Raw genomic sequence first — 14260 nt, forward strand, 5'->3', positions numbered from 1 at the left:
GGTCGCGGCCGCCGCGCCGCAGCCCGATGCGGCCACCGCGGCGCGTGTCGCGCGCATCGAAGCCGCCGCCGCGCGCCTCGCGGCAGCCGGCCCCGATACGCCAGCCCAGCCGGCGGGGCGCGCGAAGCACCGGATCGCCGCGGCGCCCAACGCGCAGATTGCGCGCGCCGGCGCGGAACCGCAGTCCACCGATCGTTGAAGCCATCCAAGGGGAAGCTCATGAAATCCGCCTACCTCGTATTCGTGCGCCGCGCGGCGCTCGCCGTCCCGCTCGCGTTCGCGCTTGCCGGCTGCATGTCGTCGACGCCGGTGTGGGACAGCCGCTTCGGCGACTCCGTCCGCACCGTGATGCACGCCCAGATCATCGATCCGCATGCCGGCGAACATCCTTCGTCGGCATCGGGAGTCGACGGCAACGCCGCCGCGGCCGCGCTCGACAACTACGACAAGTCGTTCAAGCAGGCCGTGCCGCCCGCCAACGCATTCGTGATCGGCATCGGCAAGGCCACGCAGTAACGACACCACGCTCAGGGAGAACGCCATGAACCGCGCAGCCCGCTATCCGAAACTCACGCGTCGCAGCCCGCATCGCCAGCGCGGTGCCGTCGCGATCATCGTCGGCCTTTCGCTGGCGGTGATGATCGGGTTCGTCGGGCTCGCGCTGGATCTCGGCAAGCTGTACGTCACGCGCAGCGAACTGCAGAACAGCGCCGATGCCTGCGCGCTGTCGGCTGCGCGCGACCTGACCTCGGCGATCAGCCTGTCGGTGGCCGAAGCCGACGGCATCGCCGCCGGCCATCTGAATTTCGTGTTTTTCCAGAAGAAGTCGGTGCAGATGTCGACGAACGCGAACGTCACGTTCAGCGATTCGCTGACCAACCCGTTCCTGACCAAGAACGCGGTCACGAACCCGGCGAGCATCAAGTACGTGCAGTGCACCGCGACGCTGAGCAACATCGCGCACTGGTTCATCGAGGTGCTGAACGTGCTGCCGGGCACGAAGCTCGCGAATGCGGCGGAAGTGTCGGCGAGCGCGATCGCGACCGTCGGCGGCGGGCAGACGACCTGCGCGATTCCGGTGTTCGTGTGCCGCGGCCCGTCCGACCCGGCCTACAAGGTCGGCGACTGGATTTCGTCGCCGTCGGGGTCGTCGTCGACGTACGGGCCCGGCAACTTCGGCTGGGCGGCGCTCGACGGCTCGGCGAACGAGACGACGCTCGCGAGCGAACTGTCGGGCAATACCTGCAACATCACAAGCCCGCCCGATCTGGCCACCACGGGCATGAAGGCGGCGTCGCAGCGTGCATGGAATACGCGCTTCGGCATCTACACGAACGGCGCGAACGGCTCGAGCGGCCAGCCCGACTTCACCGGCTACGCGTATGTCGGCCCGAACTACGGGCCGCCGGGAACGCCGGGCATCAAGGGTGATGCATACACGCAGTTCGTGGCCGACCGCGCGAGCTTCAAGCCGTACCAGGGCGACGGCGCGCCACCGTCGGGCAGCGGCATCGCCACCAACGGCACGGCGACGGCGAGCAACTACGCGACCTACGGCAGCGACCGCCGCCTCGCGCTCGCGCCGGAAGGCGACTGTTCGGCGCTGAAGGGCACCAGCGGCAAGGTGCACGTCACGCAATGGGATTGCGTGTTGATGCTCGATCCGCTCCCGTTCAGCGCCGGCAGCGGCGCCGTCGTCGCGCACCTCGAATACCTCGGCTCGTCGGTGTCGGGCAACAACCCGTGCGCGACGCACGGCTTGCCCGGTAGCGGCAGTGCATCGGGCACGCAGGTGCCGATGCTCGTTCAATAGCGGAGAGACGATCATGAAGAAGCCACCGATTCGTCGTTCGCGCACCCGCGGCGTCGTCGCCGTCGAGTTCGCGCTCGTGCTGATGCCGATGATCATGCTCGCGACGGGCGTGGCCGAATTCGGCCGCGCGATCTACCAGTACGAGACGCTGACCAAGGCCACGCGCGATGCGGCACGCTACCTGTCGGTCTGGCTGCCGACCGACAGCGCGTATCCGGTGTCGCAGGCGCAGTGTCTCGTCGTCTACGGCAGTACGACGTGCGGCACGTCGGGCACCGAGCTCGTGCCCGGGCTCACGACGTCGATGGTCACGATCTGCGACGCACAGCGCACGACCGGCTGCAGCGATGCGTCGGACCCGTCGCAGTTCGCGAACCTGCCGACCTACGATTCGAACAACAACGCGCCGAGCGGCACGGCCACGGGCGCGATCAACGTCGTCGAAGTGAAGATCTCGGGCTACCACTACCAGCCGATCCCTGCGTTCCCCGGGCTGCCGTCGATCACCTTCGGCAACATCGTCACCGTGATGAGGCAGGTGTCATGAATGCGCGCCATTTCCCGCTGTCACGCCGGCGCACGCAGCGCGGCGTCGCGATCGTCGAATTCGCGCTGATCGCGTCGGTGCTGATCATGCTGCTGATCGGCATCTTCGAGTTCGGCCGCGTGCTGTTCTACTGGAATACCGCGAGCGAGGCCGTGCGCCTCGGCGCGCGCACCGCGGTGGTGTGCGACGTGAACGCCGCGGGCGTCGTGAAGCGTGTGCGATCGCTGCTGCCGCTGCTGTCGAACGCGAACGTGTCGGTGAACTACACGCCGTCGAGTTGCGACATCAACACGTGCTCGTTCGTGACGGTGAGCGTCACGAACGTCACCGTCAAGACCATGATCCCGTTCATGAACGTCACGGTGAAAATGCCGCCGTTCACGACGACGCTGCCGCGCGAAAGCCTGAATTCCGCGACGGGCGGCTCCGCCTGCAACTAATCGAAAAGACGAGGCACACGACATGATCAACATCCTCGTAGCTTCCGACGATACCGCGCGGCTTTCGCAGATCGCGCGTCTCGTGGCCGACTGCGGACGCTATCGCACGACGCGCGCCACCGGCCGCCCGTCGCAGATCGAACATCGCACCGACGGGCTCGACGCGTTCGACATCCTGCTGATCGACGGCACGTCGCTCGAGCCGTCCGAGCTGTCGGCGATCGAGCGCATCTGCCGCGCGCATGCGGGCCTGACCTGCATCCTCGTGACGGCCGACGCTTCGCCGCACGTGCTGCTCGATGCGATGCGGGCGGGCGCGCGCGACGTGCTGCAGTGGCCGCTCGATCCGCAGGCGCTCGGCAACGCACTCGGCCGGGCGGCCGCGCAAAGCACGCCGCGCGATACCGACGACACGCGCATCGTGTCGTTCCTGTCGTGCAAGGGCGGGGCCGGCACGAGCTTCGCGGCCGGCAACGTCGCGTTCGAGATCGCCGAGGGTTTCAAGCGCCGCGTGCTGCTGATCGACCTGAACCAGCAGTTCGCCGACGCGGCGTTCCTCGTCAGCGACGAAGCCCCGCCGTCGACGCTGCCGCAGCTGTGCGCGCAGATCGAGCGGCTCGACAGCGCGTTTCTCGACGCGAGCGTCGCGCACGTGACGGACAACTTCCACGTGCTCGCGGGCGCGGGCGACCCGGTCAAGGCCGCCGAGATGCGCGAGGACGCGCTCGAATGGATACTCGGCGTCGCCGCGCCGCGCTACGACTTCGTGATCTTCGACGTCGGCGTCGCCATCAACCCGCTGTCGATGGTCGCGCTCGATCGCAGCGACCAGATCCAGATCGTGCTGCAGCCCGCGATGCCGCACGTGCGCGCCGGCCGCCGGCTGCTGGAGATTCTCGTGTCGCTCGGCTACTCGACCGACCAGATGCGGCTGATCGTGAACCGCACGACGCGAGCGAGCGAGCGCACCCGCACCGCGCTCGAGGAAGTGCTCGGCCTGCACGCGGCCTGCACGATTCCCGACGACGCCGACACCGTGCTCGAAGCGATCAACCAGGGCCATCCGGTGTCGCGGCTCGCGCGCGGCTCGGCGGTCGCGCGTGCGTTGCAGGGCTGCGCGAAGCAACTCGTCGACGGCGGAGTGCGCGCGGGACGCGGCGCGACGCACAGCGAACCGTTGATGTCCCGGCTGTTCGGCCGCAAGGCCACGCCGAAGCTCAAGTCGATGTAATTCTTTCGGGGAACCATCATGTCATTGCGCGAACAGATGTCGTTGCACCGGGCCCAGCCGCTGGCGGCGGGCAGCGAGCCGGCCGGCCCGGCGCATTCGTCGGTGCGCGACGCATACCAGAAGCTGCGCCGCGAAATTCACCTGGCCGTGCTCGAGCGCGTGGAGCTCGAGCGCCTGTCGCGGCTGCATCAGGATCAGGTCCGCATGGAGATCGGCTCGCTGATCGCGCGCATCCTCGACGAGGAGCGGATGCCGGCGAACGACATCGAGCGGCGCCAGCTCGCGATCGACGTGTACGACGAGATGTTCGGCTTCGGCCCGCTCGAGGCGCTGCTGCGCGACCCCGGCATCTCCGACATCCTCGTGAACACCTATCGGCAGGTCTACGTCGAGCGGTGCGGGCAGCTCGAACTGACCGACGTGACGTTCTACGACGACGCGCACCTGATGAAGGTGATCGAGAAGATCGTGTCGCGCGTGGGGCGCCGCATCGACGAATCGAGCCCGATGGTCGATGCGCGGCTGCCGGACGGCTCGCGCGTGAACGCGATCATCCCGCCGTCCGCGATCGACGGGCCGCTGATGTCGATCCGGCGTTTCGCGGTCAACCCGTTGAAGATGGACGACCTGGTGCGCTTCCACAGCCTGACGCCGCCGATGGCCGAGCTGCTCGACGCGCTGTCGCGCGCGAAGGTGAACGTGCTGGTGTCGGGCGGCACGGGCAGCGGCAAGACGACGCTGCTCAACATCCTGTCCGGCTTCATTCCGCGCAACGAGCGGATCGTGACGATCGAGGACGCGGCCGAGCTGCAACTGCAGCAGCCGCACGTGCTGCGGCTCGAAACGCGTCCGCCGAACATCGAGGGCAAGGGCGAGATCACGCAGCGCACGCTGGTGCGCAACGCGCTGCGGATGCGCCCGGACCGGATCATCCTCGGCGAAGTGCGCGGCGCCGAAGCGCTCGACATGCTCAACGCGATGAACACGGGCCACGAAGGCTCGCTCGCGACGATCCACGCGAACACGCCGCGCGACGCGCTGACGCGGCTCGAGAACATGGTCAGCGTGTCGGGCCTGACGCTGCCGCCGAAGACGATGCGTCAGCAGATCGCGTCGGCGATCTCGGTGGTCGTGCAGGCGGCGCGGCTGACCGACGGCAAGCGCAAGATCGTCAGCATCCAGGAGCTGACCGGGATGGAAGGCGACATCATCAACATGCAGGAGATCTTCACGTTCAAGCGCACGGGCGTGGACCGCGACGGCTCGGTGCGCGGCCACTTCTGCGCGACCGGCGTGCGGCCGAAGTTCGTCGAGCGGCTGCAGGCGTTCGGCATCGACCTGCCGGATTCGCTGTACGACCCGTCCGTGCGTTACGAAACGGACTGACGACAGGCGCCGTGTGCTGCCGGGGAGGCCTCATGAATGCGATCTTTTACGGTTTTGTGATTCTTACCTTCGTCGCGGTCGTGCTGTCGATCGAAGGCATCTATCAATGGTGGAACGCGCGGCACGGCACCGCCGCGCGCCGGATCGAATCGCGCATTCGCGCGATGTCGGCCGGCGGCAACGTCCAGCAGGAGCGGCTGTCGATCCTGAAGAAGCGGATGCTCGACGAGTCGAAATCGTTCGACCGGCTGCTGCTGCGCATGCCGCGCGTGCACGCGCTCGATCTCGTGATCCAGCAGTCGGGCCTCGACTGGACGCTGCCGAAGCTGATCACGCTCAGCGCGACGTTCGCGGCGTTCGCGTGGTTCGCGGCGAGTTTCGCGCGCTTGCCGCAACTGGCCGCGGTGCCGATCGCGCTCGTCGCCGGCTGGATGCCGATGGCGTACGTGCTGCGCTGCCGCGCGCGACGGATGCGCAAGCTCGAGCGGCAGTTGCCGGACATCTGTGACATGATCGCGCGCGCGCTGCGCTCCGGTCATTCGTTCACGAGCACGCTCGGGATGGTCGGCGACGAGTTTTCCGAGCCGATGGGCGGCGAGTTCCGCGTCACGTTCGACGAGGTCAACTACGGCGTGTCGCTGCACGACGCGCTGATGAACCTCGCGACGCGCGTGCCGGTGCAGGACCTGCGCTACTTCGTGATCGCGGTGCTGATCCAGCGCGAGACGGGCGGCAACCTGGCCGAGCTGCTCGACAGCATCGCCGGGCTGATCCGCGAGCGCTTCAAGCTGTTCGACAAGGTGCGCGTGCTGTCGGCGGAAGGGCGGCTGTCGGCGTGGATTCTCGGGCTCTTGCCGTTCGGCACCGCGGCGGTGATGGCGCTGCTGAACCGCGAATTCCTGTCCGTGCTCTGGGAGGATCCCGCGGGCATCCGGATGGTCGGCACGATGCTGGTGTCGATGCTGTTCGGCCTGTTCTGGATCCGCCGAATCGTGCGCATTCGCGTCTGACGCGCGCGCCGAATAACGAACCGTTGCGAGGTTGTCATGCAAAACCTGAGCGTGGTCCAGGCCGTGATGCTGGGCGGCTTGTTCATCTTCGTGGCCGGCGGCGTGCTCGTCGCGATGCTGCTGTTCGCGCCGCGCAGCATCCAGCGCCGGATCGAGCAGGCCGGCGGAGCCGGGGCGGGCGCCGTCGCCGGCCCGGGCGACGGCGACGACATGGCGTCGCGCTGGGTCGCGAAGCTGGTCGAGCTGTCCACCCCGATCTCGAAGCTGTCGGTGCCGAAGGAAGGCTGGGAGAGTTCGCCGCTGCGCATCCGGCTGATGAATGCCGGCTGGCGCAACCAGAGCGCGGCCGCATTGTATTTCACCGCGAAGACGGTGCTCGCGCTCGGCCTGCCGTGCGCGGCGCTGCTGGTGCTGATCACGACGTCGCTCGGCGACGAGCGCGCGCTGCTGTCGCTGATCCTCGTCGCGCTCGCCGGCATCGGTTACTACATCCCGAACGTCGTGCTGTCGCAGCGGGTCAAGGTGCGCCAGCAGAAGATCTTCGAGGATTTCCCGGACGCGCTCGACCTGCTGACGGTGTGCGTCGAAGCGGGGCTCGGGCTCGACGCGGCACTGATGAAGGTGAGCGAGGAACTGCGGTTTCGCAGCGAGGTGGTCGCGAGCGAACTCGATCTGCTGCTGCTCGAGATGCGCTCCGGCTTCACGAAGGAAACGGCGCTGCGCAATCTCGCGCTGCGCACCGGCGTGGAGGACATCGAATCGTTCTGCGCGATGCTGATCCAGGCGGACCGGTTCGGCACGAGCATCAGCGAATCGCTGCGCGTGCTGTCGGACATGCTGCGCACGCGGCGTCGGATGCGCGCGGAGGAACGCGCGGCGAAGATCGCGCTGAAGCTGCTGTTCCCGCTGATCTTCTGCATTTTCCCCGCGCTGATGGTGGTGCTGCTCGGCCCGGCGATGATTCACGTGTATCGCGTGCTGCTGCCCACGTTCGTCGGCATCGCGCAATGAGCGATGCACGGATGCGGCTGCGTTCGCATCGATAAAGGCTACGTGTGCCGGCCTCCGGGCCAATCGGCGGCCGGCACTGCGACAGGCTTCATGGAGGCTCCCTCCCCAGGCGGCGCCGCGAGACAGATCGACCATAGCGGCGTCAATGTATCCTCGACCCATGGTCGATCATGGAACAAGCCGTAGTCCACCGCCTTCACGGCTGCCCCCTACTGCTAACCGTTTGACACGGCGTGCGCCGGATCGGGGCGGCCGGCGCGCGGTGCGTCACTGAAAATGATGCACGTAGCGCAGTACCATCCGCGTCCCCTGGGGCCGGTTGCGCGCATACGTCTCGAAGTACGCGTTGAACAGCAGGTGATCGTGCGGCGAGAAGCTGACCATCGCCCCCGGCCCGATCGCGAATACCGCTTCCCGTGTGCCCGGCACGTCCTGCCCGTTGGCCTTCATGTCGGTGGTCTGGCGCAACCAGTAGCCGTTGAGCCCCAGCCGCAGGCCGGGCCGCACTTCGTACTCGGTCGCGAAGTTCACGTGGATCGCCTGGCCGGCCTGCGTCGACGTCACGTCGGGCCCGAGTGCCGTGGCCGGCCGATGGTTGGTCGCGTTCCACAGATAGTGCAGCCGCCACGATACGGTCCATTTCGGCGTGACCCACAGCGTCGCCGCCCAGTACGGATCGAACGACCAGAAATGGCTGCCCGGATTGATCGCGCGCGACGGATCGTACGCGCCGGTCGGCACGATGAACTGGAATTCGACGCGCTGCGCGAAGCGCGGGCCCTGCGCGCCCATCACCGGGTCGAACTGGACGAACGGGCCGATCAGCAGATCGCCGAAGCCGGCGCGCGCATTCAGCGCGACGTTGCCGATGCCGTCGTCGGTCCGCGCGGACGCGATCCACGGCAGGATCACGTCGAGGCCCGGATGCATGCCGGCGAACGTCAGCGGCGACTGATAGACGAGCTGGCTCAAGCCCGCGAACAGGTCGATGTCCTGCTTCGGCAACCCGACCTTGTTGCCCGCATTGTCGTTGACGCGGCCAGCCGTGTAGTACTGCAGGTACTGCGTGCCGTACCAGCCGGCGCCGGCCGGCGGCATGCCGTCGAGGAAACTCGTCATGCCGAGGTTGACGGCCGGCAGATCGGCCGCATGGGCCGGCGCGTGGCCGGCGAGACCGACGAGCGCGAAGCCTGCGGCGACGAGCAGGCGAGAGCCGAATTTCATGTTCACCACCTCCTGGATATTATTTGTATGTACTAATCAAAGCGCGCGTGAAAGATCGGGGTGATCGGCGATCGCGCGATACTGGCCGGCATGGAACACGAGCGGCGCCTTGCCGAACGCGTCGAATTGCTCGATCTCGCCGATGAAGAGCAAATGATCGCCGCCTTCGTAGTGGCCGACGTTGCGGCACACGAAGCGCGCGCTCGCGCCGTCGAGGCAGGGCACGCCGCCGCTTTCCGACTCCGCGTGCGGCACGCCGTCGAACTTGTCGGCGCTGGGCGTCGCGAAGCGGCGCGACAGGTCGATCTGGTCGTGCGCGAGGATGTTGATCGCGAAATGGGTCGCCGCGACGAAATCCGGGCGGCTCGGCGCGACCTTGCGCAGGCTCCACAGCACGAGCGGCGGATCGAGCGACAGCGACGAGAACGAATTCGCGGTGAGCCCCACCTTGCGCCCGTCGGCCGCGCACGTGGTGATCACGGTGACGCCGGTCGGGAACTGTCCGAACGCGGCGCGCAACTGCATCGGGTCGAGGGCCGGACGGTCGGTAACGGTCGTTTCCATGACGGTTACTCCGCTCGCACGCTGTGTTGCCGGATCAGCGCCGCGCACGCCGACGGCTCGAACCACCAAGGCGAGAACCGGCGCGGATCGTCGAAGCCGTCGACGATCACCTTGGCAAGCGACGGCGACTGGCCGGCCGCGCCGAGCAGTTCGAGGATGTGCGGCGGCGGCGGGGTGAGCAGCGAGTTGGTCCAGCGCACGACATGCTGCGCATAGGCCCAGTAGCTTTCGAACGTCTGCTGCATCCAGTCTTCGCCGAACGGCGCGGCGTCGCGCGCGACGATCGCCGCGAAATACGCGTTCGCGCATTTCGCGGCGTTGTTCGAGCCCTGGCCGGTGATCGGATCATTGACCACCACCGCGTCGGCCATCCCGAACACGGTGCGGCCCGACGGCAGCCGGAAGAACGGCTTGCGTACCGTCGGCGCGAAGCGCCCGGCCAGCGTGCCGTTCGGATCGGTGAGCTCGACGTCGCGGCTGCGCTCGAATTCCCACGGTACGTACTGCTGCAGGAACGACAGGCTCCGGTCCAGATGCTGCTCGGGCGTCTTCACGTCGGCCCAGCGGTCGAGCGGGCCGCCCGGGATGCCTTCGAACACCATGATTTCGCACGGGCCGGTGGTGGTCAGCGCGGGAAACACGAAGTACTCGCCGATGCCCGGCAGCAGGTTGAAGCGCACGCGCGAATACGGCTCGCTAGGCGTCATCCCTTTCACGTAGGTGAGCGCCAGCGCACGCTGGGGGCGGTCGAACGGGCTGCGCGCATCGTCGCGGCCGAGCAGGTTGACGATGTCGCCCTTGCCCGCCGCGAGCAGCACGAGGTCGTGGCTGCGCGCGAGTTCCTCGAGTTCGGGCACGCCGATGTCGCCGATCCGCACGTCCGCGCCGCGGCGGCGGACGCCGTCGAGCCAGTCGGCCATCTTCACGCGCTGGTCGACCGACTGCGCGTAGCGGGTCAGCCGCGACGACCAGTCGATCACCTTGCGGCCGTTGCCGTCCGGGTGCGGCACCGCGATGCCGATGCCTTCGACGGACGGGCACGCTTCCTCCCACGTATTCAGGCCGAGATCGCGCTCGATCTGCAGCGACGTGTGGAACATGCACTGGCTCGACATGACCTTGCCCGAGCGGATCTGCTCCGCGTCGCGGTTGGTCGCGAGCGTGACGTGGTAACCCTGGTCGAGCAGGGCGAAGGCAAGTTGCAGGCCGGACTGGCCGGCGCCGACGATAGCGATGCGTCTCATGGGAGTGTCCTTGGTTGGCCGTGTGGCGGCCGGAATGATTGCGTGAAGGGGCGGCGCGAAGCGGTCATTCCGCGAGCCGCGGAATCGCCGGTACCGCCTGTTCGGGGCCCATCGCGGCATAGCCGCCGTCCACCGCGTAGTCGGCGCCCGTCACGAAGCTCGCGGCGTCGCTGCACAGGAACGTGACGACCTGCGCGACTTCCGACGGATCGCCGACGCGGCCGAGCAGGTGGAACGGCGCGGCGACGCGATCGGTCTTCGCGCGGTCGCCGTGCGTCAGCTCGTCCATCACGCGCGACCAGGTCCAGCCCGGCGACACCGAGTTGACGCGAATGCGATCGGGCGCGAGATCCATCGCCATGCTGCGCGTGAGCTGTCGGATCGCGGCCTTGGAGGTCGGATACAGCCAGCGGCCGGTCTGCGCGCACTGCGCGGAGATCGAGCTGAAGTTGACGATCGCGCCGCCGCCGCGCCGGGCCATGTGCGGATGCACGGCCTTCGCGAGCATCGCCGCCGACACGACGTTGACGTCCATCGCCGCGAGCCAGTCGTTGCGGGTCGCGTGGATGCCGTTGTCGACGTAGCTGCACGCGAGGTTGACGAGCACGTCGATCGCGCCGAACCGTTCGACGATCGTCGCGACCGCACGCTCGATCGCGCGGTCGTCGGTGATGTCGAGCGCGACGAACAGCGCCCGTTCGCCGAGCGATGCGGCAACGCGTGCGCCGTTGTCCGCATCGAGATCGAGGATCGCGACGCTCGCACCGGCGCGGCTCAGGTCCTGCGCGACCGCGGCGCCGATCAGCGTGGCGCCGCCGGTGACGAGCGCGACTTTGCCAGCAAGGGCATTCATGGGGTGTCTCCGGGAATCGTGGGGTGAGGGTGGGGCCGCGTCAGCGCGCCTCCGTCGACGGCGCGCTGTCGTGCCAGCGGCGCATCAGGCCGTTGGACGGCACGGTTTCGTCGAGCAGCTTGCGGGCCGTGTCGACGCCCGCGACCGGCAGGCCGGACGGGTCGAGCAGGCCGATCTGCACGAGCACGCTCGCCTGATCCCAGTAGATGTGCTCGTGATAGAGCTTGTCGCCGCGAAACTTGACGATCGCGACGAGCGGAATCTCGACGCGCTTGCCGGTCGGCGCGACGCCCGGCAGCATCCAGTCGATCTCGGTGGTGTGCGTGAAGCGGAACAGCAGCTCGTCGACGATCTGGCTCGCGCCGATCGTGCGCGAGATCGGCGTGATCGTCGTGTCGGGCGGGTTCGCATGCACGAAGTGATGCGTGTAGAAGCGCTTGAGCTCGTCGTGGCCGACGCCGCCCGTCAGCGTCGGAATATGGTTGACGTACGGCTGGGCGACCATCGTGGCCATCGTCGCGTCGACGTTGCGCGTGTCGAACTCGTGCTTCAGGTGCGTTTCCCACAGCGCGGACAGGTCGTAGTGCGGGCCGAGCGCGGCGCGGAACGCGGCGATCGCGCGCTGGTGAGCCATGACCGCGGCGGCCTTGTCGAAATGATCGCCGCCGGCGCGGGCGAACGCGTGATCGACGCCGGGGTAGACGTACACTTCGACGTCGTCGCGGTCCGACAGCGCATCCGCGATGCGCTGCTGCGCGTCGGGCGGGCAGAAGCGGTCCTGCGCGGCGATCTGCAGCACGAGCCGCCCGCGCAGGTGCGCCGCTTCGTCCAGCGCATGCTCGATGCCCACGCCGTAGTAACTGACCGCCGCGGCCACGCCCGGCAGCCGGCACGCGGCGAGATAGGCGAGCTTGCCGCCGAGGCAGTAGCCGAGCACGCCGGCCTCGCCCGTGCATTCCGGCCGCTGGCGGAGCGTGTCCAGCGCGGCGCCGATGTCGTCCACGCCCTTGTTTTCGTCGAATTCGCGATAAAGGGCCATCGCGCGCTCGAAATCGGCCGCCGCGTAACCGAGCTCGATCCCCGGCGACTGGCGCCAGAACAGGTCCGGCACGAGCACGGTATAGCCTTCCTCGGCGTAGTAGTCGGCCACGTCGCGCATCGTCGCGTTCGCGCCGAAAATTTCGTGACAGAGCACGATGCCCGGCCCGGTTCCACCGGCCGGCGTGCTCAGGTACGCGCGGAACGTGCCGCCGCCCGGCGATGGAACTTCGATGTGACGTCCGTTCATGTGTCCCTCCATGCTGTGGGTTTCGGTGACGGGCCCAGTATTGGCGGACGAAATGCGCGCTTCTATCCGCTTTCTTCGGTCGTTATCCGCGAATTCCGGAAACCTGCGACAGCGGCCGCGGCGGGCCGGCGGGCCTCGGCCGACCGCGGGTATGTGCGGATGCGGACAGCCCGCACAGTTTTCTACGATGCGCGAACGGTCCGCTTCTTGCGTGGCTTGGGCTGGACTTGCGTGTTTCGCGGGACGGACTGTCCGGATACTGCGAGCGCTGTCCGGATCGTGCGACGGATTCCCCGAGATCGGGAATGCGTGCACGGCGCGAGTGCGATCGAGCACGACGGGAGAACTTCGATGGCGCAATTTTCCGAAACCGGCTGGCTGGCCGACGCCGCCTGTTTCAATCACGACACGCTGCTGCTGGAGTCGAACGACGTCGACGAGGTGCGCGCGCGTCGCCGACGTGTTCAAGCCGCACCGGCTCACGCCGACCGGCGAATCGCGCGCGCTGCACAGCTGCATGCACCATGCGCGCTGGGGCAACCTGTCGTTGAACCTGCTCGATTACGGCGGCGGCGTCAGCATCGAGCCGGGGCCGCTCGAACATTTCTTCCTGCTGCAGATTCCGCTGCGCGGCCACGCCGAGATCGAATGCGGCGCGACGCGCTTCGGGTCGTCGCCGGGCACCGCGTCGCTGCTTTCGCCGACGCTGCCGCTGAAGATGCGCTGGGGCGATGCGTGCCCGCAGGTCATCCTGCGCATCGAGCGCGAAGTGATGGAGCGCCACGCGCAGCGGCATTTCGGCGACGAGCGGCGCGCGAGCGTCGAATTCGAACCGGAATTCGATCTGGCGTCGCCGCAGGGTACCTGTCTCGCGCAATTGCTGCCGGTGCTCGCCGGCGCGATCGCGACGGACGCGCATCCGCTGCGTCATCCGCTCGCGTTCGAGCAGCTCGAATCGACGCTGCTCAACCTGCTGCTGCACGGCCACCCGAACAGCGCGCGCAACGGCACGCGACACGTGCCGACGGCGCTCGCGCCGTTCTACGTGCGGCGCGTGGAAGAATACATTCGCGCGCATCTCGACGAGCCGCTGACGATCGAACGGCTCGCCGAACTCGCGGGCGTCAGCCCGAGCACGCTGTTCGCCGGCTTTCGCCATCGCCACGGGATCACGCCGATGGGCTTCGTGCGACAGTTGCGGCTGCAACATGTGCGAGAGGAACTGCTGGCCGGCGACACGCCGGGGCTCGCGTCGGTCACCGACGTCGCGCTGAAATGGGGCTTCGCGCACCTCGGGCGGTTCGCGATCGAGTACAAGCGGGCGTTCGGCGAATCGCCGTCGGCGACGCTCAGGATGCGGCGCGGGCGGGGGTGAGCGCGGCGGCGGGAACGATGCCCCGCCGCCGCGCGGGTCGGTGCGGCCGATGGTCCGGAGGCGCGTGCCGTGCCGCCTAGGGCGTGTTCACGCTAATAACGGGCTTGCGCTGGCCCCCAGAAGGGCCGAGCGCGAGGATTGCGACGAAGCGAATACTCGACGTATTCGCGAGGAGCATGACGCAGCGATCGGCCCTTCTGGGGGCCAGCCCCACGAATGCATTTTTCAGACAGGGGAACGTGCCTTTCCGCCCACATTGCGGCGTCGTGCGTCG

The 14260-nt window shown here is 68.0% G+C and carries 13 protein-coding genes and 2 pseudogenes; 10 read left to right on the plus strand and 5 right to left on the minus strand.

The genetic code is table 11. The features are described from left to right. The 9 genes and pseudogenes from LGN10_RS33025 to LGN10_RS33065 all read left to right on the plus strand — a co-directional run. Positions 1–199, plus strand: a pseudogene (locus LGN10_RS33025) (secretin); the annotation flags it as partial. Between the two features lie 20 nt (positions 200–219). Further along, positions 220–516, plus strand: coding sequence for a hypothetical protein (locus LGN10_RS33030; RefSeq protein WP_059577636.1), 297 nt, complete (start codon positions 220–222; stop codon positions 514–516). Positions 517–541: 25 nt separating this feature from the next. Continuing rightward, entirely contained in the window at positions 542–1813 is a 1272-nt protein-coding gene (locus tag LGN10_RS33035; RefSeq protein WP_060010537.1) for a pilus assembly protein TadG-related protein, read from the plus strand. 13 nt (positions 1814–1826) lie between these two features. Next, positions 1827–2360, plus strand: a complete 534-nt coding sequence (locus LGN10_RS33040; RefSeq protein ID WP_104012662.1) for a TadE/TadG family type IV pilus assembly protein — start codon at positions 1827–1829, stop codon at positions 2358–2360. Then, positions 2357–2800, plus strand: coding sequence for a TadE/TadG family type IV pilus assembly protein (locus LGN10_RS33045; RefSeq protein WP_059577645.1), 444 nt, complete (start codon positions 2357–2359; stop codon positions 2798–2800). The genes LGN10_RS33040 and LGN10_RS33045 overlap by 4 nt, the downstream gene beginning before the upstream one ends. 22 nt (positions 2801–2822) lie before the next feature. Beyond that, on the plus strand, positions 2823–4031 hold the full coding sequence (locus LGN10_RS33050) for an AAA family ATPase (RefSeq protein ID WP_060010530.1): 1209 nt from the start codon (positions 2823–2825) through the stop codon (positions 4029–4031). 18 nt (positions 4032–4049) lie between these two features. Continuing rightward, a complete protein-coding gene (locus LGN10_RS33055; protein WP_124657513.1) occupies positions 4050–5417 on the plus strand; it encodes a CpaF family protein in 1368 nt (455 codons plus the stop codon). A 32-nt stretch (positions 5418–5449) separates the two neighbouring features. Continuing rightward, a complete protein-coding gene (locus tag LGN10_RS33060; protein ID WP_059577655.1) occupies positions 5450–6427 on the plus strand; it encodes a type II secretion system F family protein in 978 nt (325 codons plus the stop codon). Positions 6428–6463: 36 nt separating this feature from the next. Next, complete coding sequence (locus LGN10_RS33065; protein ID WP_060313788.1) at positions 6464–7438, plus strand: type II secretion system F family protein; 975 nt, start codon at positions 6464–6466, stop codon at positions 7436–7438. Positions 7439–7705: 267 nt separating this feature from the next. On the opposite strand, the gene LGN10_RS33070 is transcribed toward LGN10_RS33065, so the two are convergent. The 5 genes from LGN10_RS33070 to LGN10_RS33090 all read right to left on the minus strand — a co-directional run bounded on the left by LGN10_RS33070 (position 7706) and on the right by LGN10_RS33090 (position 12611). Further along, the gene (locus LGN10_RS33070; RefSeq protein ID WP_124657512.1) at positions 7706–8662 is read right to left on the minus strand and encodes a transporter; all 957 of its coding nucleotides are present in this window, start codon (positions 8660–8662) and stop codon (positions 7706–7708) included. A gap of 36 nt (positions 8663–8698) precedes the next feature. Beyond that, positions 8699–9226: a flavin reductase family protein gene (locus tag LGN10_RS33075; RefSeq protein WP_060967112.1), complete on the minus strand. Its 528-nt coding sequence runs from the start codon at positions 9224–9226 to the stop codon at positions 8699–8701. A gap of 5 nt (positions 9227–9231) precedes the next feature. Beyond that, a complete protein-coding gene (locus tag LGN10_RS33080; protein ID WP_104012661.1) occupies positions 9232–10470 on the minus strand; it encodes a styrene monooxygenase/indole monooxygenase family protein in 1239 nt (412 codons plus the stop codon). A gap of 64 nt (positions 10471–10534) precedes the next feature. Next, on the minus strand, positions 10535–11323 hold the full coding sequence (locus LGN10_RS33085) for an SDR family oxidoreductase (protein ID WP_226226253.1): 789 nt from the start codon (positions 11321–11323) through the stop codon (positions 10535–10537). A 40-nt stretch (positions 11324–11363) separates the two neighbouring features. After that, positions 11364–12611 (minus strand): dienelactone hydrolase family protein, encoded by a 1248-nt coding sequence (locus tag LGN10_RS33090; RefSeq protein WP_226226254.1) that lies wholly within the window; start codon positions 12609–12611, stop codon positions 11364–11366. A 351-nt stretch (positions 12612–12962) separates the two neighbouring features. Here LGN10_RS33090 and LGN10_RS33095 point away from each other — a divergent pair. Beyond that, positions 12963–13986: pseudogene (locus tag LGN10_RS33095) on the plus strand (AraC family transcriptional regulator). The last annotated feature ends 274 nt before the right edge of the window (positions 13987–14260 follow it).

Source organism: Burkholderia sp. AU32262 (assembly GCF_020419985.1).
Lineage (GTDB): Bacteria > Pseudomonadota > Gammaproteobacteria > Burkholderiales > Burkholderiaceae > Burkholderia > Burkholderia semiarida.